Below are 23,247 nucleotides of genomic sequence, written 5' to 3' on the forward strand. Positions count from 1 at the left end.
TTAAACATCTATTTTTTGTTAATATTTCACATATGATTGATTAATTGGCAAGGTTATTGTTAATTTTTTGAGAATTCTTAAAACTAATACGTTGTAATATGAAAAGACTACTCTTCACCTTCGCTGCCCTTATCTCCTTTACCTATACCTACGCCCAAGAAAATCAAAAAATCATCAAAGGCAAGATCGTCTATCTTGACGGACCTGTAGTCAATGCGGATATTCGAGTTTCTGGATCTGAAACGGTATTCAAATCTAAAATAGATGGTAGCTATGAAATAAAGGCCTATCAAGGAGATATCATCACATTCTCGTATTCGAGTTTACGTGATATGAAAATCGTGGTGGAGGATGTGACCCGTATTTTAAATATTACAATGCTACCTGAAATTACGGAGTTGGATGAAGTGGTATTGGAGGCAAGTAAAAGGCGGTCTCAAAAGGATCTAGAGGCGGATTATCCAATAAATGAAAAAATTATCAAGACCGCATGGGGGTATATGGATGCCGACAAGGCACCGGGTCAGGTCTGGATGATGCAGGAGGAAGATATAAGTTCCGTCCGATTGTGCATTCTTGATTTGTTACAAGGAAGATTTCCTGGAGTTCAGGTAAATGGGGATTGTACGAATGGGGGCGCTGTGACATCAAGAAGATTTAGCTCCCTGACTGCAGGCCGGGGATTTGTGTTCGACGTGGATGGACAATTGTTCGATTCCGCCCCAGTATGGCTACCGGTGCAGGCAATGAAGCGTATCGCTATTTTTCCTGGCTTGGCCATGGTAGCGAGATACGGAAATTTCGGTGCGGGCGGTGTTATCGTAATCAATACCGTCAATGGAAGCCCGGAAATGAACAAATTTGTGGATCGCGCGCGCTTGCGCAATAATATTTTTGATGGGGACTTGTTATCGGCAGAGGAACTTTCAAAAAATGAATCTACCTATCTCACTGCCTATAAGACAAGTGCCACAGTCGAAGCAGCCAAGACGGTTTTTGAGGCCAACTTGGGCAAGTATTATAGTTCTCCGTATTTTTTTATCGATTCGTACGCTCATTTTATGAAAATAGGAGCGGATGAATTTGCAGCTCAAATCCTAAGAAAGAACACCAAACTTTTTGAAGACAATGCCGTCTATCTCAAGGCTTTGGCCTATCATGCGGAAACGAATGGTAAAAGCGAGGAAGCGAAAGACCTCTATGAACAGGTATTCATATTACGACCCAATTATGCTCAATCATATCGAGATTTAGCGGAAAGCTATCGCGATGTTAAAAAATATAAAAAGGCCGCAGCGATGTATGCGCGGTACAACTATTTGGTCGATGAAGACTTTCTCCAATCGGATAGTTTAGGGTTAGGCTCCATTATGGATCGTGACTCCGAAAACCTTTTTAGACTTGATGGCGATACGATAATCGATGGTAAGCAACCTGAGCGTAGCGGTGCGAAGTATGCTGATTTCAATGGTACGCGTATTCTTGTTGAATGGAATGATAGTGAGGCGGAATTCGAATTACAGTTCGTAAACCCTGAAAAGCGCTATTATACTTGGAAACATACTATGGTAGCCAATGCAGACCGTCTTATGGATGAAAAATTGAAGGGCTATTCGGCTGAAGAGTTCTTAATGGATGGCTCCTTGGCAGGTAGCTGGCAAATAAACATCGATTATAAAGGAAACAAAAAACTGGAACCAACCTACTTGAAGGTGACGACCTATTTCAACTATGGATTGAATTCGCAGCGAAAAGAAGTGAAAGTATATCGACTCTCCCTAAAGGACTCGAATTATAAGTTATTCAATGTGGTCAATTCTGGGAGAATAACTACGTATTAGAGAAGCATGGATAGGTTACTAATCTTACTGCTCTTTATTGCTGCTTTCACCACAAACGCACAAGAGAAACACCAAGCCATTTGGGGTACGATTACAGATGGTACCGTGCCTATTTCGGGAGTTAATGTGACACTCTCGGGTAGTGATGAGGGAACTTCCACCGATGCAAATGGCAAATATGAGATACAGGCCATAGCAGGTGACCTTATTGAATTCTCTTATGTAGGAATGAAAACCGTGCACATTCGAGTAGAAGATGTTACGCGCATTCTAAATGTGGTATTATGGCCGAAAATAGAGAAATTAGATGAAGTTGTTGTGACCAGGTCAAAACGAAAAACACAGCGTGATCTAGAGATCGATTATGCCATTGATAAGAATATTATCAACACTTCTTTTGGCTATTTGAGCGCATCAACAGCGGCCTATCGCCTTCAAGTTATTGACGGTAGTGAACTGAACAATGCCGCAGTCGATATTTTATCGGCCATTCAAAATCAACTTCCCGGTATGAGTTTAAATATCTTTACCGATCCAGAAACCGGAATTTCAAGACGAGGCCTTTCCAAAAGTGCTGGAAGGGGGCGATCGGCGATGTTCGAGGTGGATGGAATGGTATTTACAGATGCACCAACTTGGATAGATATCAATAATGTTGAACGAATAGGTTTTCTCAGTGGACTTCAAGCGGCATGGCGATACGGTTCAATGGCTGCGGGTGGAGTCATATTCATAAACACGAAGTCAGGACGTCATGGGGCCCGAGAGGAGGGGAGTGACCGACCTTATGACAGGGCCAAACTGCGTCATAATATTTTTAAAGATGATGCACTGGGAGTGAGTTCACTTGAGCAGGCTAGTCCCATATACTTACGTGAACTGTTTAAGTGCAAAACGATTGAGACGGCCGAAAGGGTTTTTGAAAGGTATGCTGAAAGCTATCGAAACTCTCCATATTATTTTATTGACTCCTACAACTTTTTTATGGAAAAGGGGCATCGCAAATACGCCAAAAGGATTGCCGATGAAGCCTTGAAAAAAGTTCAAAATAACGCAATGTTCTTAAAATCATGGGCTTATTATTTTGAGGGGCACGATGATCTGAAAACTGCGAACGATATCTATGAGCAGGTGTTCGTTCTGAGACCGAACTATGCGCAGTCTTACCGTGACTTAGCCAATAGTTATCGGTCAGTTGGTGATTTCAATAAGGCAGCAAGAATCTATGCACGATATCAATATTTAAGAGATGAAGAGCTTCTGAATATTTCCGATTCCACTGCCATAAACACCATCATTGAACGGGAATCTGACAATCTGATGGTTTTAGAAACTGACCATATGATGGCGAAGCGCTTGCTTACCGAACGTGAGGAGCGGTTTTCGGAATTTGATGGTACACGAATGATTTTTGAATGGAACGATTCCGAGGCGGAATTTGACCTACAGTTCGTGAATCCACAAAAGCATTTTCACAATTGGGAGCATACGACCTTGGCCGATTTCGAACGAATAGATGAAGAAAAGCTGACCGGTTATTCCTGCGAAGAGTTTTTGATGGACGGCTCCTTACCCGGAAAATGGCAAGTGAATGTCATTTATAAAGGGAATAAACGGCTCGAACCGGTATACCTGAAAACCACGATATACTATAATTATGGAACCATTTCACAGCGAAAAGAGGTAAAGGTGTATCGATTGGGACTCAAGAACGTCAATCAAAAATTGTTTGAAGTATTCAATTCAGGTGGTATTACAACCAATTGAGTTTAGAGGGAATCTGGCTTCCTAAACTAAACACACAGCGTATAAACCATAAACTGTTTTCTGTAATAAATTCAAAGGCAGTACTATCCAACTAAAGAACCATGAGAGTTTTTGTCAATATCATCGTAGGCCTAATTTCTTTTCTTTGCCTTGGCCAACAAGATTATAAGGGTAAAGTAGTTGACGCAGATACCAAGGAACCCTTGCCTTATGTGAATATTGGAATATTCGGGAAAGGTATAGGTACGGTATCTGATGAGGAAGGTATTTTTCATCTTCCCATTAATCAAGCACAGCTTACCACTACCGACATTGTTCAATTTTCCTCAATGGGATATAAAACCATAAAGAAAACGATTTCAGATTTGCGGTTCGTCTATAATGACTACCCTGAAATTCCAATGGAGCCTAAAAATGTAGAACTGAACGAAGTAGTGGTAACGAATAAAGGGGGCTTCAAAGTAAACGATATTGTGGGATACCAGAATTATGGTGAAAGCACGTATGGGTATTGGAAAGATAATATTGCATTGGGCGGGGAGTTGGCGACCAAAATCAAAGTCAAAAAAGGGGTGCGGAAATTGAATACACTTTTTTTCGAGGTGTACTCAAATCCTTCCGATAGTGTTTTGATACGGGTGAACCTATATGACCTTGGAAAATCAAAAGACAATCCGGGTAAGAACCTAAACAGTACAAATTCAAATATTTTACATACGATTTACCCTCAAACAAAATTAGCGATTGTTGATCTAGAACCCTATTCGATTTATGTGAAGGATGATTTCATTGTGAGTTTGGAACTGCTTAAGGTCTATGGTGAGAAGCCTATTGGGCTTATTTTGAAGGCCTCATCAGAAAAGGGTACTTATTCGCTTCGCAAATCCGCCAGCTTGGGCAAATGGGAGGTCATGCCCCAATCCGCAATGGCCTACCATCTGAATACCACGTATTTCTCAGATAAAAAGAAAGCCGAGAGCAAAGTAGTCAAAGCACAAAAATCAAAACAGAATATATCAGGATTCATCTTTTTCGCAAGAAGACCTTTGAATAATATTAAGGTGACAAACCTCACTACCAACCAGGAAACCTATTCCAATGAAAAAGGCAGATATCAAATTCTTGGGGAGAAAGATGACATCATCAGTTTCGAGGCCAAAGGGTACAAAAAAATGACCATTAAGTTGCTTGAAAAAAATAGTATCAATATTAACTTGATTCGAGAATGAATACCATTAAACCTGTAACACCCCCATATTGAATTGCTTTTCAATGGGTGCATGATTTGCAGCTTCGATACCCATTGAAATCCATTTACGGGTATCTGTCGGTTCGATGATGGCATCCGTCCACAGTCGCGAAGCCGCATAATATGGAGATACTTGGTTGTCGTACCGATTTTTGATCTTGTCAAACAGTGCGGCCTCTTTTTCTGGCGTGATAACTTCCCCTTTCTTTTTCAGCGAGGCCTTTTCTATTTGCAATAGGACCTTGGCCGCAGAATTACCACTCATAACCGCCAAATTGGCACTAGGCCAGGCAACGATCAATCGTGGGTCGTAGGCTTTGCCGCACATCGCATAATTACCGGCTCCATAACTGTTTCCGATGACCACTGTGAATTTAGGTACAACGGAATTACTTACGGCATTGACCATTTTGGCGCCGTCTTTAATAATGCCCCCATGTTCACTTTTGCTTCCGACCATAAACCCGGTTACATCCTGTAAAAATACCAAGGGAATCTTCTTTTGATTACAATTGGCAATAAAGCGGGTCGCCTTATCCGCCGAATCGGAATAGATGACGCCCCCGAATTGCATTTCGCCCTTAGCATTCTTTACCACCTTGCGCTGGTTGGCGACAATACCGATCGCCCAACCGTCAATTCGGGCATATCCCGTCAATATGGTTTTGCCATAGCCCTCTTTGTATTCCTCAAAATCCGAGTCGTCTACAAGTCGGGCGATAATGTCACGCATATCGTATTGTTCTGCCCTTGAATGTGGTAAGAGTCCATAAAGTTCTTGAGCCTCTGATTTCGGCGGTTTCGCTTTGGTTCGGTTATATCCCGCTTTGTCATATTCACCGATTTTGTCAATAATGTTCTTGATAGTATCCAATGCGGCTCTGTCATCTTTGGCTTTATAATCGGTAACTCCACTTATTTCACAATGCGTGGTGGCCCCACCTAAAGTTTCATTATCTATGGTTTCACCAATGGCCGCTTTGACGAGATAACTTCCTGCGAGAAATATACTTCCGGTTTTATCGACAATCAAGGCTTCATCACTCATGATGGGCAAATAGGCTCCTCCCGCAACACAGCTTCCCATAACGGCGGAAATTTGAGTAATGCCCATACTGCTCATGATGGCATTATTCCTGAAAATCCGTCCAAAATGTTCCTTGTCCGGAAAAATCTCATCCTGCATGGGCAGAAATACTCCGGCACTATCTACAAGATAGATGATCGGAAGTCGATTTTCTATAGCGATTTCTTGGGCACGAAGATTTTTTTTGGCGGTTATGGGAAACCAAGCGCCTGCCTTTACCGTGGCATCGTTGGCCACAACAACACATTGCTTTCCTTTGACATGGCCAATTTTGACGACAACCCCTCCAGAAGGACATCCCCCGTGCTCTTCATACATTCCATCACCCACAAATGCCCCGATTTCAATACTCTTTTGATCAGCATCCAATAGATATGAAATTCGTTCCCTTGCGGTCAATTTGCCCAGTTTATGCTGCTTGTCGATTCGGGATTGACCACCTCCCAATTTCACTTTGGCGAGTCGTTTTTTGAGCTCCGAAACGAGCATTTTATTGTGGTCTTCGTTCTTGTTGAATTTGATATCCATTCCCGTAGTTTTGTACGGAATAAAGATAAGAAGAGAATTTGATTACATTTGGTAAAAACTCAAGATTACCAAAATGAAAGATGAAATTAGATGGGGTATTGTAGGGCCCGGAAATATAGCACATAGTTTTGCCAAAAATCTCAGAATGGTCAACGGTGGCCGCTTGACCGCGGTTGCCTCCAGAAATTTTGATAGGGCGAGTTCCTTTGCCGCGGAGTACGGGGCAGCGCACGTTTATGGTTCCTATCAAGAACTATTCGAGTCCGATGTGGTAGATGTACTCTATATCGCTACACCACATACCTCGCATTGTGAATTGACCCTGCAGGCGTTACGCCATAAAAAAGCTGTACTCTGTGAAAAACCGATGGGAATCAACAAGCAAGAGGTTGACCGTATGGTCAGCGCTGCCAAGGAAGGCGATGTGTTTTTAATGGAAGCCTTATGGAGCCGTTTCAATCCGGCAATTCGAAAGGTAAAACAACTCATTGAAGAAGGTGTTATAGGAAAGCTGGAATATCTCTACGCCGATTTCGGATTTTATGCCTTGGATCGGGATGAGAAGGGAAGGTTATTAAACCCCGATCTGGCAGGTGGGTCTCTTTTGGATATAGGCATTTATCCTATTTTTCTATCATATCTTTTCTTTGGTATGCCTAAGCACATTAAGGCGAGTTCAAGATTTCATACCACCGGGGTTGAAATGCAGACTTCAATGCTTTTCGAGTATCAGAATGGGCAAGCCCTGTTGTACAGTGGTCTGACCTCAAAAAGTGAAATGAAAGCTGAAATTTCCGGTCAAGAAGGAACCCTCTTCCTGCATCCAAGATGGCACGAGGCACAAGGCTATTCCTTGGAAAAGGAAAATGAATTAACGCATGTTGACCTACCCACGGTCGGTAAGGGGTATAGCCATGAAATAGAAGAGGTTCAGGAATGTCTGAGAGCAGGAAAGAAAGAAAGCGATCGATGGAGTCTTCAGAACAGCCAAGATTTGGTGGCGCTACTTGATGCGGTACGAAAGGAAACCGGCATAACTTTTCCTTTCGAAGAATAAAGTCATTTTCTAAAGGGATAGTTCCTTGATTTTTTACGATATTTGGAATTACCACCAAACGAAACACAACTATGGGAATGAATAAGAATACCGTCTTGGCATGGGCCACTTTTATCATGATAATCGTAGGACTTTCATTAATCGCACTGGGCGCTTTCCGGTACGATGATGTCGCCGGATGGGGATTTGCTGCCGTAGGTATCGGCTTTTTTGCCGTTGCCTGGGTATTCAACGCCTTGAAAGGTAGGGTCTAAGACCACATCCCATTTCTATTTTCAACAACTAATAAATTTAATTTGAATGTCTGACGATAAGAAGGTCATTTTCTCCATGTCCGGGGTGACCAAAACTTTTAAGACCGCCAATACACCGGTGCTCAAGAATATTTACCTGAGTTTTTTCTATGGGGCCAAAATCGGTATTTTGGGTTTAAACGGATCAGGAAAATCAACCTTGCTCAAGATCATTGCAGGGGTCGACAAAAACTATCAGGGGGATGTCGTTTTTTCACCTGGGTATGCTGTGGGTTATTTAGAACAGGAACCGCAATTAGATGAGGAAAAAACCGTACTTGAAGTGGTCAAGGAAGGTGTTGCCGAAACAGTGGCCATTTTGGACGAATACAACAAGATAAATGACATGTTCGGCCTACCTGAGGTATATGAGGACGCCGATAAGATGCAAAAGTTGATGGACAAGCAGGCCGATTTGCAAGACAAGATAGATGCTTCGAATGCTTGGGAACTGGACACCAAACTTGAAATAGCGATGGACGCCCTGCGCACGCCCGATTCTGATAAGAAGATCGGTGTACTATCCGGCGGGGAACGAAGACGTGTAGCGTTGTGTCGGTTGCTCTTACAAGAACCGGAAATTTTGCTCTTAGATGAACCGACCAACCATTTAGATGCGGAATCAGTACATTGGTTGGAACACCATCTAGCACAATATAAGGGTACGGTGATCGCTGTTACCCACGATCGTTACTTCTTAGACAATGTTGCCGGGTGGATATTGGAGCTGGACAGGGGAGAAGGTATTCCGTGGAAAGGAAACTATTCTAGCTGGTTAGATCAAAAATCAAAACGTTTGGCCCAAGAGAGCAAATCCGCCTCGAAGCGCCAAAAAACATTGGAGCGGGAGCTTGAATGGGTAAGACAGGGAGCAAAAGGGAGGCAGACAAAACAAAAAGCACGTCTGAAGAACTATGATAAGCTCATGAGCCAAGATCAAAAACAATTGGACGAGAAATTGGAAATCTATATTCCGAATGGACCGCGCTTGGGCACCAACGTTATCGAAGCAAAGGGCGTAAGTAAGGCGTATGGGGATAAATTACTGTATGAAGATTTGAATTTCACTTTGCCCCAGGCTGGAATCGTCGGTGTTATTGGTCCGAATGGTGCTGGTAAAACCACTATATTTAGAATGATCATGGGTGAGGAAAGTCCTGACAAAGGAGAGTTCTTAGTAGGGGACACCACTAAAATTGCCTATGTAGACCAGAGCCATTCCAACATTGACCCCGAAAAGACCATTTGGCAAAACTTCAGTGATGAGCAAGAATTGGTCATGATGGGGGGCAGGCAAGTGAATTCACGGGCCTATTTAAGTAGGTTCAATTTTTCGGGTAGTGAACAGAATAAAAAGGTCAGTATGCTATCCGGTGGAGAACGAAATCGCCTGCATTTGGCCATGACGCTAAAGGAAGAAGGCAACGTACTACTATTGGATGAGCCTACCAATGACCTGGATGTCAATACGTTAAGGGCGCTTGAAGAAGGGCTCGAGAATTTCGCGGGTTGTGCCGTTGTCATATCGCATGATCGCTGGTTCTTGGATCGTATTTGTACTCATATCCTTTCGTTTGAGGGTGACTCTCAAGTGTATTTCTTTGAAGGTTCTTTCTCCGACTATGAGGAGAATAAAAAGAAACGCTTAGGTGGCGATTTGATTCCGAAACGAATCAAATACAAGAAATTGATCCGATAATTAAAAAACTCCCGTTGTTGACGGGAGTTTTTGCTTAACAGTTTTATTGTTTTAAGGGCTGCTTTATGGGTTTCGGAATTTGACGCTCGATTTTCTCTCGGTCTCCCACAACAATTAGGGTCATGTTTTCCGGTCTGATATATTTCCTTGTCATTTCTTGAACTTTTTCAGGTGTTATGGCATGCATGTTGGCCACCTTATCGGTCAAAAACGAGTCGTCTAAATCATGGGTATCCAAAAAGACCATTTGACCGATAATACCGTTGGGCGTGGAGTTTTGAAGCACATAGATTCCAGATTCATAGTTGATAATTCCGTCCATTTCTTCTTGTGTGGGAGTCTCATCTTGAAGTTTCCGTATTTCCTTTTGTATTTCTTCCAAAGAAGCGCCCGTATGTTCGGTGGTCACGTCCGCTGCTTCGTACCAAATACCACTTTTGTATTTGGTGTCCAAATTACTAAAGGGTGAATAGGTATAGCCCTTATCTTCCCTAATGTTCGTAGTGATTCTCGAGGTAAAAGAACCTCCTAGAATAGAATTCATAACGTCTAGAGCTATAAAATCTTCATGTTCGGGTCCAACTACCGGCAGTCCGTAATATATCGTCGACTGCGGTGCACCTGGTCGATCAATGATCTTGACTCCATTGGAGACTACCGGTTTTGCATTGCTAAAATCGGATGGCTTGCCTTCGCGCCAATCGGAAAGAACCTTTTCTACGGCTTCCCGAACCGCATCACCATTGAAGTTGCCCACTACATATACTGTAGTTCGTAGGCCTCCAAATTGGTCATTATAAAACTGTCTGATATCTTCAATGGTATATGAATCGATCATCGCATCTGAAGGAAACAATCTGCCATAGGGGTGATTCGGATACAATTGTGAATAAAAATCACGCACGGCCTGAGACCTTGGTCTGGATAGGCGTACTGATAAGTCACGCTTCATATCAGCTTTCAGTCTGTCCAATTCATCAATCGGAAATTTAGGGTTCTTAAGCAGGTCGGCCATGAGCTTTATGGCATCCGGAGCGAATTCGTAAAGCACTGAGCTGCTTATAGATGCAGTGTGTAGTCCGAACGCTATATTTAGATTGCCTCCCATTCCGGCCATTTCATCTGCCACCTGTTTTGCATTTTTGGTGGTGCTTCCTTCTTTCATCATTTCTGCGAGTAAATCACCTAACCAAATTTGATCTTCTTGCTCATTGATATTCCCTGTTTTAATACTAAAGCGAATAGTGGCTTTGGGAATGGAGCCGTAGGGAACCATTACCAACGTAAGGCCGTTATCGAGTTGTACCACCTCTTTTTTTGGCAATGTGAAGTTTTTTGGAGCTCCACTTTTGGGTGGTTTTTCCCTTTCTTGAGCCGTTAGGGAAAAGAAAGTAAAGCAGATTAGAAGATATCGTGTTATTGTTTTCATTAGGACTGAGTTTTTTCGTTAGCTGCTAATAATGGGTTTACCGTTAGAATGGTTCGGTTTTTGGGTATGAGATAAGCGTCTATCGTTTTTTTAATGAGTTCAGGGGTTACTTTTTTGAATTCATCTTCTAGGGAGTTGATACGTTCAGGATTGTCATCAAATAATGCAAAAGTGCATAATAAGTCCGCTCTACCTAAACCAAAGGTGCCTCCAATATCATCGTAAAGCTGAGAACGAAGCTTTACGATAGCTTGGTCTACCGTTTCTTGGCTTATGTTTGATTTCAGATTGTTCATCACTTCATCTATTGAATTTAATACGTCCGCTCTTGAGGTCTCCGTATCGTAAGTCAGATCATACATCCAAATCATCGGACCTTTGTAATTGAACATATTCCCTAAATAGTTAATACCACCGCTGACATCCGCGGTATATCCTTTTTCTTTTTCTAGTTTTTGAGCCAAAAGGCTGTTATCCCCTTGAATCAAGATTTGGTCCAAGAGACCCATGGCATAGTATTCAGGGGTATTTCGTTCCGGCATATGGTAGGCTAGGGCAATAGCCGGTTTATTTGCCAAAGAATCGTTTTTGACGAATTCTTTCTGTTCTTCTTGTTTTGGCTCAGAAATATCCGGTTGATCGGGAATTTCTGCAGCTGGAATAGCGCTAAAGTAATTTTGAATCCACGTTTTAGCTTCCTCAATTTCAAAATCCCCTACTATGGATAGCGCCGCATTGTTCGGAGCATAGTATGTATCGAAGAATGCTTGAACATCTTCTAGGTTGGCCGCATCCAAATCGGCTAAATCGCCATAAAAATTATGGGAATTGTACCAGTTCGTATTTGCATATTGCGGCATATCCAACCATGGAAACCCGCCATAAGGTTGGTTCAATACATTTACTTTCACTTCGTTTTTCACGACTCCTTGTTGATTGGTCAAGCTGGCTTGGTCAATGTTGAGTCCCTTCATACGATCGGCTTCCGCCCAAAGTATTGGTTCTAACGTATGTGACGGAATGATTTCAAAATAATTGGTAAAGTCAAAACGTGTTGAGCCATTGTTGACCCCTCCATTTGAAGTGGTTAGTTTATCGAATTCCCCTTTTGGAAGATTCTTCGAACCTTGAAACATCATGTGTTCAAAAAGATGTGCAAAACCAGTGCGGTCTTTTGGCTCTATTCTGAAACCGATGTTATAGTAAACAGCCACAATGACCGTAGGTGCGGTTTTATCTTGTGACAGTATGACTTTGAGACCATTGTCCAATTTGTAATAGTCAACGGGTACTTTGAACTCTGCCGTCTCTTTCTTTTTTTCTACTTCTTTTTCCATTGTATTACAACTCGAAAGAGTCAATGCGAAGAAATAGAGAACAAACCATTTCGATTTAGTTTTCATGGGCACTATTTTAATTTACGTTTATTAGATGCAATCATTTTATAGGAATACACGATCGGTTTCGGTTAGTAGGCTTCTTCAGGATACCAGTCCAATTGTATCACTTGTATAGTGGTATCTTGAGATTGCACCAGTTCTTTGAACTGGGCTACGTCACTCACATCGGGTCGTCCTCTATAATGATAGGGGTACACCTCTTTTGGTTTGAATTCCAAAACGGCGCTGGCCGCACTTTCAGGAGTCATGGTATAAGGTAGGTTCATACAGATAAATGCTTTATCTATATTTTTTAAGGCCCTCATTTCGGGAATGTCCTCGGTATCTCCTGAAAAATACAGCCGCTCGTCTTCAATTTGTAGTACATAACCGTTACCACGACCTTTTTCATGAAACTTCAAGGCTTCTTCGCGTAGGTTATACATCGGTATTGCTTCAATCATAATGTCATAACGTTCTTTTGTATCTCCATTCTGAAGCACATCTAATTGTGGAGTAAAGTTATCGGGAATCATATCGGCTACGGCCTGCGGAACCAAAATTTTAGCCTTCTTGGTGTCCAAAGCCTCTAAGGTTTCAATGCTAAGATGGTCTCCGTGCACATCTGTGATGAGAATCAAGTCTGGTGGTCTTTGCTCGGCAAAAGCCTCTGCGCCTCCCACGGGGTCTATATAAATGGTGATGTCTTTCCACTCCAAAACGGTCGTGGCATGGGAAATAGGTATGATCTTTAGTTCAGAATGCTTGGTTTCGGGTTGCTTCACTTCAATTTCGGTTTTTGCCGAGCTTTCCGGTTGTTTCGCTGTTTTGTCTTTGCATCCTAGTAGAAGGCAGCATCCTATTGAAAACAGGAATAGTTCTTTCGTTAAAATTTGTAGCTTTATCATCATACTCATGGTTTTAGACCTTGTTCGGGTCGTACTGGGTTTTTGTGAGTGCTTTCAAGTTAGCGTCAACATCATTTTTATATCACTTCTTTTATAAGGTAGTTTTTTTTCCAAAGCTACCTCCTTAAAACCGAATTTTCGATACACGTGCAAGGCGGTATCTAGTTTTGTACTTGAATAAAGAACGATGGCGTCCCATCGTTTTTCAAGGGCAAATTCGATTGCGAACGAAAGTAGCCGTTGGCCAATTCGATGGCCCTGATATGCTGGGGCAACGGCCATCTTTCCCAATTCAAAGGTTCGTTCGCCAAACGGAATCAACGAGAAACACCCGACGATTTCACCCGTATCCTCAGCCGCTGCCAAAAAGATATATCCTCCAATATCGATAATCGATTCTTGACAGTTTTCCAATAGTTTTTTGTCCTTTTCCTCTACATAGAAGTAGCGTTTTAACCAATTTAGATTCAATTTTTTGAACACTTGAGCGTGTTTTGAATCGAAAGGAATGATCTTAACTTGCATTTTACTACTTTTGCATTTCATCGATAAAGTTAAGCTATACAGCGGTTTGGACGATAGTGGAATTTAATTTTTTTTGGTCAAAAAATCCAAGACCAAAACTGAGCCGTATATAGACTGATACAAACAAAAACCAATTGTAATCTAACGAGATTAATTAATTATTACATTATGACTGAAACAAAAAGTAACAACGGATTGAAGGTATTGGCAGGCCTGCTTGGAGTAGTACTTCTAGGTGTCATTATCTACACAGTAAGTCTTTATCAAGATAAAAAGAAGAATGAAGTAGCCCTTACTGAAGAAAAGAATTTAGTGGTTGAAGATTTAAATAGTTTGAAGTCGGAGTATGACAAAGCTATTTTGGAGAGCAATGCGACTAATGAAGAATTGGTTTCGGCCAGAGATAACATTGCAAAATACATCGATTCTGTAAAGTCTATGAAAGCTGATATTTCCTCACTTTCAAGATACAGAAGACAAGTACGGGTATTGACTGCAGAGAGAGAGCAGTTATTGAAGCAGGTTGATTCTTTGAAGCAATCGAACACCTTGATCGCAATGCAGCGTGATAGCACGTATACCGAATTAGAAAAGCAAACTGTTTTTAACGACTCTTTGGTTGTACAGAACACGCAGTTGGCCGATGTTGTAGAGAAAGGTTCGGCCTTGAACCTGACAACATTTAATGTTGATGCGGTAAAAGAGCGTAAGAGTGGAAAATTAGTATCTACTTCCCGTGCTAAATCTACCGATAAATTCAAGATTTGTTTTACCGTAGCCAATAACGTTATTGCTGATGCAGGTGATAGGGAGTTTTATTTGGAAATTCTTGATCCACAAGGTAACGTTCTAGGGGAAAGCTACAGCAAGACCAATGATGACGGCGCTTCTGTTACATATAGCAAAGGAACGAACTTCTATTATGAGAACAAGTCATTGGATGTTTGCGACTACATCAGCAAGCCTGCAGGTGATTTCCAAAAAGGGAATTACATGGTGAATGTATATGATGACAGACTTAAGCTTTTAGGAACTTCTAAGTTCGCATTGAAATAAGGAACACTATCCATTACCAAAAAGGGGTCAATCTTTTCAGATTGACCCTTTTTTTATTTTCCAATACCAATAAATAGGCGACTGATACCGATTATTTCAGGCTGCCCACCATATCCTCAGGTTTTACCCAGTCATCGTACTCTTCAGCAGTAACATAACCTAAATTAATGGCCTCTTCTTTTAGTGTGGTACCGTTCTTATGGGCCGTATTTGCAATTTCAGCGGCTTTGTAGTAGCCGATTTTTGTATTTAAAGCGGTTACCAACATCAAGGAATTGTTTAATAATTCCTTGATAACCTCGTGATTTGGTTCAATACCAGCAGCACAATTTAGGTCAAAGCTGACACAGGCATTACCGATCAATTCTGCAGATTGTAAGATGTTCGAGGCCATCATGGGTTTGAACACATTCAGTTCATAATGCCCTTGTGTACCGCCAATACTGACGGCTACATCGTTACCCATCACCTGTGCGCAGACCATAGTAAGGGCTTCACATTGCGTAGGGTTGACCTTTCCGGGCATTATGGAACTTCCCGGCTCATTTGCGGGTATGTTGATTTCACCAATTCCTGAACGGGGACCGGAAGCCATCATTCGAATATCATTGGCGATTTTGTTTAAGGAAACTGCTACCTGTTTCAGCGCTCCATGGCTTTCTACTATAGCGTCATGAGCAGCCAATGCCTCAAATTTGTTTTCGGCCGTTTTGAACGGAAGCCCTGTAAATTCAGCGATATATTTGGCCACTAAAACAGCATAGCCTTCGGGAGTATTTAATCCGGTGCCGACAGCGGTACCGCCTAGCGCCAGTTCACTCAAGTGTTCCAAAGTGTTCTGTAATGCCTTAAGACCATGATCTAGTTGTGATACATACCCCGAAAACTCTTGTCCCAAGGTTAGGGGAGTGGCATCCATAAGGTGTGTACGACCTATTTTTACGACATCTTTGAAATCTTCCGATTTTTTGGCCAGTGTATTTCTTAACTGTGTGATTCCCGGAATTGTGGTGTCTACCAATTTTTTGTAAGCTGCAATATGCATGCCCGTTGGGAAGGTATCATTGGATGATTGTGATTTGTTGACATCATCGTTGGGTTGAATGGTTTTTTCACCTTCTCCGATTTTCTTTCCGGCCATCTCATGGGCACGGTTGGCAATAACCTCATTGACATTCATATTGCTTTGTGTTCCAGAGCCGGTTTGCCAGATGACCAAAGGAAATTGATCATCGTGTTTTCCGTCCAGAATCTCATCGCATACCGCAGCGATCAAATCCCTTTTTTCCTCGGTCAGTACGCCCAATTCACAATTGGTAAAAGCTGCTGCCTTCTTTAGATAGGCAAACCCATAGACCACGTCCATCGGCATCGATGCTGCAGGACCGATTTTAAAATTATTTCTAGATCGCTCCGTTTGGGCTCCCCAATATTTATCAGCGGGCACTTCTACATTGCCCATAGTATCTTTTTCAATACGAAATTCCATATGTCGAGATTTTGGATTCGTACAAATTTAACGGTTTGGAGATGCATTTTAAAGACCGTAACAAGAAATAGGGACTTTTTTTAAATTTGATTTGCAGAATGTATTGTTTTCAAAGTATCTTTGTGCTGTATAAATAGATGTCTATGTTCGAATTCGATCAATATTTAGGATTTTTAGCATTTTTGACCATTTTGACCATCGGTTTTTGGTTGATGATTTTTTTATTGACGTTTGTAGTACCGTATTGGTTGGTGGGAAATATTCGAGAGTTGTTAAAAGAAAGGCGCGACAAAAAAAGAGCCGCGCGTGAAGCATAAAAATAGAAGGGAAGCATTTAGCTTCCCTTTTTTTTGCTAGGTCTTCCGTTTTATCATTGTTCCTCAAATTCGCCATCATCCCCACCACCACGACGGTCTCCATTACGTTTTTTCTTCTGATTGAAACGGTACGTGAACGATAGGTTGATCGAACGCACTCGAAATTGAAATTCACTGTCGCTCTCAAAAAACGGGGTGAAGGTTTCGGTCACACGTTTTCTGCTGTTGAATACATCATTGATATTCAGTGCTAAAGAGGCTTTGTCTTTAAAGAGGTCTTTACTAAACGCCATACTCAAAGAGGCGATTCCCTGAGATCTTGACTGGGCGGTTTCCCTTGGGCCGCGATAAAAAAATCGAGTCTGCCAATCGATTGACTTTAAAAGGGTGATTTTGTTATTCAGTCTAACAAACCAACTGAGATTTTCGGCATCAAAATTCTGTCCGTTGAAATCACCTCTTGTGATTAGGTTGAACATATTGAAGTTACCATTGATGTTCCAGTTTTTAGTGGGTCTATAACTGGTGGTGAATTCAAACCCATAGCGGTCGTTCTTTGCTAAATTAACCGGAGTTCTTCTTAAAATACTGACTTGTTGTCCATCGAAAAAGGTGTCTTCCCCGGTATCCTCCGTAATGAAGGTTATGACGTCAGTGGCCCTTTGAAAATATATAGAAGTGTTCAGCGTCAACTTCTCAAATCGATTGAGGTAACCAAAATCCACCTGATTACTAAACGAAGGTGTCAAAAGCGGATTTCCTTGGAACAAATTGGTAGGGCTTGAGCGTGACGGAAACGGATTTAAAAAGAACGATCGTGGCCTTCTGATACGCCTGTTGTATCCGAGTGATACGCTTTGTTTCTCGGTAAACTCATAGTTTAGGTTGAGCGTAGGGAAGAACCCATCAAAATTGTTCCTATTCAAATCATTGCTTTCTATCTGATTGATAATGAGTCTGGTAGACTCATAGCGTAAACCAGCTAGATAATTGAACTTTTTGATTTTACTTCCAAACTGCGTGTATACCGCATTAATGGTTTCCTTAAAGTCAAGCACATTGCTCGGATTGGTAATACCCAATTCATCAATGGTCGGTTGAATAAAAGCAACGTCATAATCGGTTTCCAGACGATTGAAATCACCTCGATACCCCATTTCGAATTGATGGTTCTCACCAATAGGCAATACATAGTCGGTCTGTAGAAATAAGCGACGTTGATCCTCAGCGGTACGTACTGTTTCACTGTCAAAACCATTTTGCTGAATCAATGAAGCCTCTACCTCCTCACTGGTTTCGTATTGAAAGGCATAGGTAAGCTTATGACCTGAATCATTGAACTTTTTGTCATAATTAAATGAATATTGGAAGGTTCTATCATCTTCGGTTTCCGCATCGAAACGGAAGCCGTTAGTTGTGTTCAGATCACTATCTTGCTGAGAGAAGTTGTTGATTGTTTCACTTGAATTGTCAGAATTCCTGATAAAAATGCTTTGCGTAATCGATGCGGTTTCATTGACATACCATTCTACCCCGAAATTGGCGTTGACCCCTTTACGTATTCGTTCACGCTCCCCATTTTCTGTTAGGCTATTGGTGAAATCACCGTTTTGATCAAAAAACTGTGTATCATTAAATGTGTTCCCTGGAGAGTTTCGGTAATTATAACCGGTATTGGTGAAGATATTGATATCTCCGGTGCGGTAGTTCAAATTGCCATTCAATCCCAAACGAGTAGGGTCTCCTAGGTTGGCCGTGATTGCTCCGTTCATACCTTGTAACTTACTTCGACGCAAAATGATATTGATAATACCTCCGGAGCCTTCAGCATCATATCTGGCTGAAGGAGAAGTGATGACTTCGACCTTTTCAATGGATTCGGCAGGAAGTTGTTGCAGGGCTTCCGTAGAGTTCAAACCTGTAATGGCCGATGGTTTTCCGTCAATTAAGATGCGCACATCATCATTGCCCCGTAATTGCACATTGCCTTCGACATCAACGGAAACAGAAGGTACATTGTCAAGTACATCACTGACGGTGCCGCCGCTAACGGTAAGGTCTTTGCCGACATTGTATATTTTTTTATCCAATCGTATCTCGACTGTAGTTTTTTCGGCAATTACTTCAACTCCTTCAAGTTGGGCCACATCAAGGGCCAAAGTTACCGTGCCGAGATCTGTGGAAGAGCGAAATGTTTGTTCAGGTAATTGGTAGGTACGATAGGAAAGGAACTCGATTCTAACATTGTATCGACCCGGAAGCGTTTCTACATCGAATTTCCCGGTCGTATCGGTAATACCCCCTGTAATTTTTTCGGGATTGCGCACACTCTGCAGTACTAAGGTAGCATACTCAAGTGGTTGGCTGGTCTCTTCATCTAGAACCGTCCCTGTTATTCGTATCGGTGATCGTTCTCCTTGTCGTTGTCCTTGTGGTCGTTGCGCGTTTACGGCGATGGTAACTAGTAGTAGTGTTACGGAGAACAGTTTCTTCATATTATTCTTTGGATTTCTTCCTTTTCTTTTGTCTTTTCTTCTCAGCTTTCTTTTGCTCCTTTTGCATTTTCGCTACCCCTTCTTTCTGCATTTTAACAAACGCTTCATACTTTTCCAATGGAAGGCCAGCTTTTAGGTCCTCGTCTTGGCGTACGGTGATTTTATCGAATGCTTCCCGCATTTTGTCGGCTGGCAGTTTTAGAATCTGCAATTCGATTCGTTCTTGAACATATTTTTTGAGGGTAGTGCTCAGCACGGCCGTCTCAAATTCATCTAAATTCAAGGTTTCGGCAATAGCCGGCATTTCACCATCAACGATTTCGGCCGCGGTTTTAGGTTTCGGTGCTTCTTTAGGGGTATCTGCTTGAGGTATGGCACTGCCATAACCTCTACCTAAACCACGTCCACGATTGGCTCCATATCCGCCACCATAGCCACCATATCCGTAACCGCCGCCGCCATAGCCGTATTGCGCCTGTACTTCGGCTCCTGTAAGTAGAACAATGAAAAAAGCGATGAGATATTTGATACTGGTTTTCATGGGATTATGATTTTACTATGATTTCAAAATTAGATGAAGGTTTAACCGAACATGGTTAAATCTTTGTTAAAAAGATGGTGCAACAAATGTACCATTTTATGGTCATTGAAGAAATTATGCATTGTTTTTGAGGGGAGAAATTTAGAGTAGTTCCGAAATGCGTTCAGGAGGTCTTCCGATGACCGCTTTATTTCCGTTCACCACGATAGGTCTTTCGATCAGTTTTGGGTGCAAGATCATCGCATCGAGAATTTCCTCGTCCGACAGCATTCTGCTGCGATAATTCTCTTTCCAGATGGCCTCATTTTTACGAACAAGGTTCTCGGGCGACAGCCCTAAACAGTTTAATATGCTCCTTAATTCGGCTTTGGTCGGAATATTTTCCAAGTATTTGACGACCTCATAATCCTTCCCGGACCCTTCCAATACGGCAAGTCCTTCCCTTGATTTTCTACATCTGGGGTTGTGGTATATTTTAATCATATGGTTATCATTCGAAAGCTGCTGACCGATTGTACAGCGCATAGCTGCTATCGGCCATCAGGAATTGTTATTGATTTTCCTCTTCTTTTTGCCCCATTGCCATGAGATAGGCCTTTAAAAATCGGTTGATGTCGCCATCCATAACAGCATCAACATTTCCGGTTTCCTCAGCTGTCCGCACGTCCTTTACCAATTTATAAGGGTGCATGACATAGTTCCGAATTTGGGATCCCCACTCGATTTTCATTTTTGAAGACTCGATTTCTTGACGGGCCTCCATTTTCTTGCGGAGCTCAATCTCATATAGTTGCGATTTCAACATCTTAAGGGCAGTGGCCCTATTGTCATGTTGCGATCGTGAATCTGAGCATGAAATCTGGATACCCGTAGGTTTGTGTACCAATTGTACCTTGGTTTCAACCTTATTGACGTTCTGGCCGCCTGCACCACTGGACCTTGCCGTTGTAATCTCGATGTCCGCAGGATTCACTTCAATCTCTATGGAATCGTCAACAAGTGGATATACATACACGGAGGCAAAAGACGTGTGTCTTTTGGCGTTGCTGTCAAAGGGAGAAATACGCACTAATCGATGCACACCGTTTTCACCTTTCAACCAACCGAAAGCAAAATCCCCATCGATTTCCAATGTTACCGTTTTGATACCAGCCACATCGCCTTCTTGATAATTCAGCTCTTTGACCTTAAAACCGCTTTTTTCGGCCCACATCATATACATTCGCATAAGCATAGACGCCCAGTCGCAACTCTCGGTCCCCCCAGCTCCGGCTGTTATTTGAAGTACCGCAGTCAGCTCGTCACCTTCTTCGGAAAGCATATTCTTGAACTCAAGGGCCTCTATCGCCTCTAATGTCTTTTCATGATGTGCTGCCAATTCATCTTCTGAAACCTCTCCCTCTTGAAGAAACTCAAGTAAGATTTCAAGATCGGTCACCAGGGTCTTTGCCTTATTGTAATCATCGACCCATTGTTTTTTCGACTGAATGAATCGCATCTGTTTTTGAGCTTCCTGGGCATTATCCCAAAAATCAGGAGCAAGTGTTTTCTCTTGCTCGTTTTCAATCTCTATAAGTTTGGCATCGATGTCAAAGATACCTCCTTAACGCACCTAGGCGATCTTGAAGACCTTTATAATGATCGGTCGTAATTGTCATTGCTCTAATTTTACGCTAAAGTACTACTCTTTTTTTTGAATTTTTGCGCGAAACAGCTGAAACATTGCCTTGTTCAGGAAAGGTCGGAATAGGTCCTATTGCTGTTGCTGACCTGCAACGATGACCGAATGTCTCGTTTCATTCGAACCAGTGGTGAACACAACTCCTTTTAAAGGGGCACAATCGAAATAGTCCTTACCATGTGCGACTTTGATGTGATTCTCATTGGCAATAAGATTGTTGGTGGGATCGAAGCCCATCCATCCTATTTCGGGAATGAAGACTTCTGCCCATGCGTGCATTTGTGAATCGCCAAAATACCCATTGCCCTGATGGAGGTAGCCTGACACATATCTGGCCGGAATATTGTTTTGACGGGCCAAGGCACAAAATAGGTGCGTAAAATCTTGACAAACGCCGTGACGATTTTTAATGATCTCATAGAGGGTGGTGTTCACATCGGTTACTTCGGTTTTAAAGAAAATATGGTCGTAAGTCCATTGATTAAGTGCCCGAAGATTTTCGAAAATCGATAAGGATCTGTCAAAACGGAAAAGGCCTGAATCGTTCTCCGGAATGGTAGTAAAGTAAGTTTTTCTTAAAAAAGATTCGTAATCCACTTTGAACTCGAGGGACTCAATATGTCTATATATAGAATGATGATGATCGGATAGTGAAAAATCAAACGGATTCACTTCTTTTTTGATGACTTTACTGGTAGCTTCAAACGTGATGTTCTTGAAGCTTTTTTTTGGATGTACCCGTATGGTTTGAAAACCGTAACCATTTATAGATGGTTCATTTATGGCGTTGAGTGAATTGGTAAAATCAGTACTGATCAACTCCTGTGAGCTATTTTCCTCTGGTACTATTAAAAATTGCCAATGCGCATCGCTAACCCAATTTTCATAGGTGTTTTCAGCCTTATATGTAATCGCGTATTCCAGTGGCATGCGCTAAGGTACGCTATTGTCCCTTATCTAATAGTTGAAAAATTCCTTTTCCATTTTTTGGCTTATCTCCCGAAGACTGTTCAGAATCTGCTCAATAAAGGCTTGAATATCCTTCTCGATTTCCTCTATAAACTTGTATTCGTATTCCGCACGTACCTTACCCACTAGAAAAGCGGTAGTGTTCTTGTTATATGCTCGGCTCGGATCCAAGATTTTAACATGGTTATAGACCTGATTCAGACTGTTCATAATGGATCGAGGGCAGTTCGGATTCAAGATCAGAAATTCCAAGGTCGAAATACTTGTAGGGGTCTTTTTGTAAAATCGACGCATCATATCATACGATTCGGCACATTTCAAGAGGGTAGTCCATTCAAAACTGTTACTGAATTTATCGCCATAACTTCCTTGTGCATTTAAAGCGTCATTGTATTTGGTATTGATGATTCTAATGATTTGGGTAGCCCGCTCGATGTTGACCCCCATCATAATAATGGCGTAAACACTATCATGAAGTAATGTGCCCCTTATTTTACCCCTTAGTACGGACGTCATCTCGGCTACGTTCATGGTAAAATCATGCAGCCCGCTTTTCATAAATAAGCCCGGATCATATTTCAACACAAAGTGATAGAACTTATTGATGGCTTCATATAATTCGGTTGAAATCAGGTCTCTCGCGCTATTCGCATTTTCTCTGGCCTGTTTGACATTGTTAAGAATGGAGGAGGGAAAGTTCGGATCAAGCCCAATGCTGTACAATACTTTTTGCTCTTCCAAAGTCTCTTCAACCTGTTCAACGGGATTGCCCACCATGAACAACATAGACCTCAGAACAAACTGTCGATCTTGTGAAAGTGCGTTCGGCGCATCCAAAGAAGAAAAATAGTTGACGTTCAGATAGCGCGCGATGTGTTCGGAACGTTCTATATAGCGTCCCATCCAAAATAGATTATTGGCTACTCTTGCAAGCATA

19 protein-coding genes are annotated in these 23,247 nt (G+C 41.9%); 7 read left to right on the top strand and 12 right to left on the bottom strand.

Annotated features, from left to right (window positions below; translation table 11 throughout):
- Positions 1-98: 98 nt before the first annotated feature.
- The 3 genes from ACKWCA_RS11040 to ACKWCA_RS11050 all read left to right on the top strand — a co-directional run bounded on the left by ACKWCA_RS11040 (position 99) and on the right by ACKWCA_RS11050 (position 4,837).
- Positions 99-1,841, top strand: a complete 1,743-nt coding sequence (locus ACKWCA_RS11040) for a hypothetical protein (protein ID WP_413978257.1) — start codon at positions 99-101, stop codon at positions 1,839-1,841.
- Positions 1,842-1,847: 6 nt separating this feature from the next.
- The gene (locus ACKWCA_RS11045) at positions 1,848-3,608 is read left to right on the top strand and encodes a carboxypeptidase-like regulatory domain-containing protein (protein ID WP_413978258.1); all 1,761 of its coding nucleotides are present in this window, start codon (positions 1,848-1,850) and stop codon (positions 3,606-3,608) included.
- 101 nt (positions 3,609-3,709) lie between these two features.
- Entirely contained in the window at positions 3,710-4,837 is a 1,128-nt protein-coding gene (locus ACKWCA_RS11050) for a carboxypeptidase-like regulatory domain-containing protein (protein WP_413978259.1), read from the top strand.
- Between the two features lie 6 nt (positions 4,838-4,843).
- Here the strand turns inward: ACKWCA_RS11050 and ACKWCA_RS11055 are convergent, their stop codons facing one another.
- The gene (locus ACKWCA_RS11055; RefSeq protein WP_413978260.1) at positions 4,844-6,472 is read right to left on the bottom strand and encodes an acyl-CoA carboxylase subunit beta; all 1,629 of its coding nucleotides are present in this window, start codon (positions 6,470-6,472) and stop codon (positions 4,844-4,846) included.
- 73 nt (positions 6,473-6,545) lie between these two features.
- Here ACKWCA_RS11055 and ACKWCA_RS11060 point away from each other — a divergent pair, with 73 nt between their 5' ends.
- The 3 genes from ACKWCA_RS11060 (at position 6,546) to ettA (ending at position 9,521) form a co-directional block, all read left to right on the top strand.
- A complete protein-coding gene (locus tag ACKWCA_RS11060; protein WP_413978261.1) occupies positions 6,546-7,529 on the top strand; it encodes a Gfo/Idh/MocA family protein in 984 nt (327 codons plus the stop codon).
- Between the two features lie 71 nt (positions 7,530-7,600).
- Positions 7,601-7,783: a CAL67264 family membrane protein gene (locus ACKWCA_RS11065; protein ID WP_413978262.1), complete on the top strand. Its 183-nt coding sequence runs from the start codon at positions 7,601-7,603 to the stop codon at positions 7,781-7,783.
- 46 nt (positions 7,784-7,829) lie between these two features.
- Positions 7,830-9,521 (top strand): energy-dependent translational throttle protein EttA, encoded by a 1,692-nt coding sequence (gene ettA, locus ACKWCA_RS11070; protein ID WP_413978263.1) that lies wholly within the window; start codon positions 7,830-7,832, stop codon positions 9,519-9,521.
- A gap of 43 nt (positions 9,522-9,564) precedes the next feature.
- Here the strand turns inward: ettA and ACKWCA_RS11075 are convergent, their stop codons facing one another.
- The 4 genes from ACKWCA_RS11075 to ACKWCA_RS11090 all read right to left on the bottom strand — a co-directional run bounded on the left by ACKWCA_RS11075 (position 9,565) and on the right by ACKWCA_RS11090 (position 13,762).
- On the bottom strand, positions 9,565-10,950 hold the full coding sequence (locus ACKWCA_RS11075) for a M16 family metallopeptidase (protein ID WP_413978264.1): 1,386 nt from the start codon (positions 10,948-10,950) through the stop codon (positions 9,565-9,567).
- The gene (locus ACKWCA_RS11080) at positions 10,950-12,353 is read right to left on the bottom strand and encodes a M16 family metallopeptidase (protein WP_413978265.1); all 1,404 of its coding nucleotides are present in this window, start codon (positions 12,351-12,353) and stop codon (positions 10,950-10,952) included. The genes ACKWCA_RS11075 and ACKWCA_RS11080 overlap by 1 nt, the downstream gene beginning before the upstream one ends.
- Positions 12,354-12,418: 65 nt before the next feature.
- Entirely contained in the window at positions 12,419-13,237 is an 819-nt protein-coding gene (locus ACKWCA_RS11085; RefSeq protein ID WP_413978900.1) for an MBL fold metallo-hydrolase, read from the bottom strand.
- Between the two features lie 54 nt (positions 13,238-13,291).
- A complete protein-coding gene (locus ACKWCA_RS11090; protein WP_413978266.1) occupies positions 13,292-13,762 on the bottom strand; it encodes a GNAT family N-acetyltransferase in 471 nt (156 codons plus the stop codon).
- Positions 13,763-13,930: 168 nt separating this feature from the next.
- On the opposite strand from ACKWCA_RS11090, the gene ACKWCA_RS11095 reads away from it, so the two are divergent.
- Positions 13,931-14,818, top strand: a complete 888-nt coding sequence (locus ACKWCA_RS11095; protein ID WP_413978267.1) for a hypothetical protein — start codon at positions 13,931-13,933, stop codon at positions 14,816-14,818.
- A 91-nt stretch (positions 14,819-14,909) separates the two neighbouring features.
- On the opposite strand, the gene fumC is transcribed toward ACKWCA_RS11095, so the two are convergent.
- The 7 genes from fumC to ACKWCA_RS11130 form a co-directional block, all read right to left on the bottom strand.
- Positions 14,910-16,307 (bottom strand): class II fumarate hydratase, encoded by a 1,398-nt coding sequence (fumC, locus tag ACKWCA_RS11100; RefSeq protein ID WP_413978268.1) that lies wholly within the window; start codon positions 16,305-16,307, stop codon positions 14,910-14,912.
- A gap of 370 nt (positions 16,308-16,677) precedes the next feature.
- Entirely contained in the window at positions 16,678-19,119 is a 2,442-nt protein-coding gene (locus ACKWCA_RS11105) for a TonB-dependent receptor (protein WP_413978269.1), read from the bottom strand.
- A 1-nt stretch (position 19,120) separates the two neighbouring features.
- Entirely contained in the window at positions 19,121-19,660 is a 540-nt protein-coding gene (locus ACKWCA_RS11110; protein ID WP_413978270.1) for a hypothetical protein, read from the bottom strand.
- 141 nt (positions 19,661-19,801) lie between these two features.
- Positions 19,802-20,143: an arsenate reductase (glutaredoxin) gene (arsC, locus tag ACKWCA_RS11115; protein ID WP_413978271.1), complete on the bottom strand. Its 342-nt coding sequence runs from the start codon at positions 20,141-20,143 to the stop codon at positions 19,802-19,804.
- Between the two features lie 67 nt (positions 20,144-20,210).
- Positions 20,211-21,318 (bottom strand): peptide chain release factor 2 gene (gene prfB, locus ACKWCA_RS11120; RefSeq protein ID WP_413978272.1). Its coding sequence is split into 2 segments (ribosomal slippage): positions 20,211-21,251 and positions 21,253-21,318, totalling 1,107 coding nucleotides; the frame shifts between segments, so codons are not numbered across the junction.
- Positions 21,319-21,413: 95 nt separating this feature from the next.
- On the bottom strand, positions 21,414-22,271 hold the full coding sequence (locus ACKWCA_RS11125; protein WP_413978273.1) for a transglutaminase-like domain-containing protein: 858 nt from the start codon (positions 22,269-22,271) through the stop codon (positions 21,414-21,416).
- 27 nt (positions 22,272-22,298) lie between these two features.
- Positions 22,299-23,246, bottom strand: coding sequence for an alpha-E domain-containing protein (locus ACKWCA_RS11130; RefSeq protein ID WP_413978274.1), 948 nt, complete (start codon positions 23,244-23,246; stop codon positions 22,299-22,301).
- Position 23,247 lies beyond the last annotated feature (1 nt).

This window comes from Maribacter corallii, from assembly GCF_047345415.1.
In the GTDB taxonomy this organism is placed as follows: Bacteria; Bacteroidota; Bacteroidia; order Flavobacteriales; family Flavobacteriaceae; genus Maribacter_C.

Bases quoted from the DNA above. Each gene is read 5' to 3' on its own strand.
- ACKWCA_RS11040 (WP_413978257.1), top strand. From the start codon at position 99: ATGAAAAGACTACTCTTCACCTTCGCTGCCCTTATCTCCTTTACCTAT.
- ACKWCA_RS11045 (WP_413978258.1), top strand. From the start codon at position 1,848: ATGGATAGGTTACTAATCTTACTGCTCTTTATTGCTGCTTTCACCACA.
- ACKWCA_RS11050 (WP_413978259.1), top strand. From the start codon at position 3,710: ATGAGAGTTTTTGTCAATATCATCGTAGGCCTAATTTCTTTTCTTTGC.
- ACKWCA_RS11055 (WP_413978260.1), bottom strand. From the start codon at position 6,472: ATGGATATCAAATTCAACAAGAACGAAGACCACAATAAAATGCTCGTT.
- ACKWCA_RS11060 (WP_413978261.1), top strand. From the start codon at position 6,546: ATGAAAGATGAAATTAGATGGGGTATTGTAGGGCCCGGAAATATAGCA.
- ACKWCA_RS11065 (WP_413978262.1), top strand. From the start codon at position 7,601: ATGGGAATGAATAAGAATACCGTCTTGGCATGGGCCACTTTTATCATG.
- ettA (WP_413978263.1), top strand. From the start codon at position 7,830: ATGTCTGACGATAAGAAGGTCATTTTCTCCATGTCCGGGGTGACCAAA.
- ACKWCA_RS11075 (WP_413978264.1), bottom strand. From the start codon at position 10,950: ATGAAAACAATAACACGATATCTTCTAATCTGCTTTACTTTCTTTTCC.
- ACKWCA_RS11080 (WP_413978265.1), bottom strand. From the start codon at position 12,353: ATGAAAACTAAATCGAAATGGTTTGTTCTCTATTTCTTCGCATTGACT.
- ACKWCA_RS11085 (WP_413978900.1), bottom strand. From the start codon at position 13,237: ATGATAAAGCTACAAATTTTAACGAAAGAACTATTCCTGTTTTCAATA.
- ACKWCA_RS11090 (WP_413978266.1), bottom strand. From the start codon at position 13,762: ATGCAAGTTAAGATCATTCCTTTCGATTCAAAACACGCTCAAGTGTTC.
- ACKWCA_RS11095 (WP_413978267.1), top strand. From the start codon at position 13,931: ATGACTGAAACAAAAAGTAACAACGGATTGAAGGTATTGGCAGGCCTG.
- fumC (WP_413978268.1), bottom strand. From the start codon at position 16,307: ATGGAATTTCGTATTGAAAAAGATACTATGGGCAATGTAGAAGTGCCC.
- ACKWCA_RS11105 (WP_413978269.1), bottom strand. From the start codon at position 19,119: ATGAAGAAACTGTTCTCCGTAACACTACTACTAGTTACCATCGCCGTA.
- ACKWCA_RS11110 (WP_413978270.1), bottom strand. From the start codon at position 19,660: ATGAAAACCAGTATCAAATATCTCATCGCTTTTTTCATTGTTCTACTT.
- arsC (WP_413978271.1), bottom strand. From the start codon at position 20,143: ATGATTAAAATATACCACAACCCCAGATGTAGAAAATCAAGGGAAGGA.
- ACKWCA_RS11125 (WP_413978273.1), bottom strand. From the start codon at position 22,271: ATGCCACTGGAATACGCGATTACATATAAGGCTGAAAACACCTATGAA.
- ACKWCA_RS11130 (WP_413978274.1), bottom strand. From the start codon at position 23,246: ATGCTTGCAAGAGTAGCCAATAATCTATTTTGGATGGGACGCTATATA.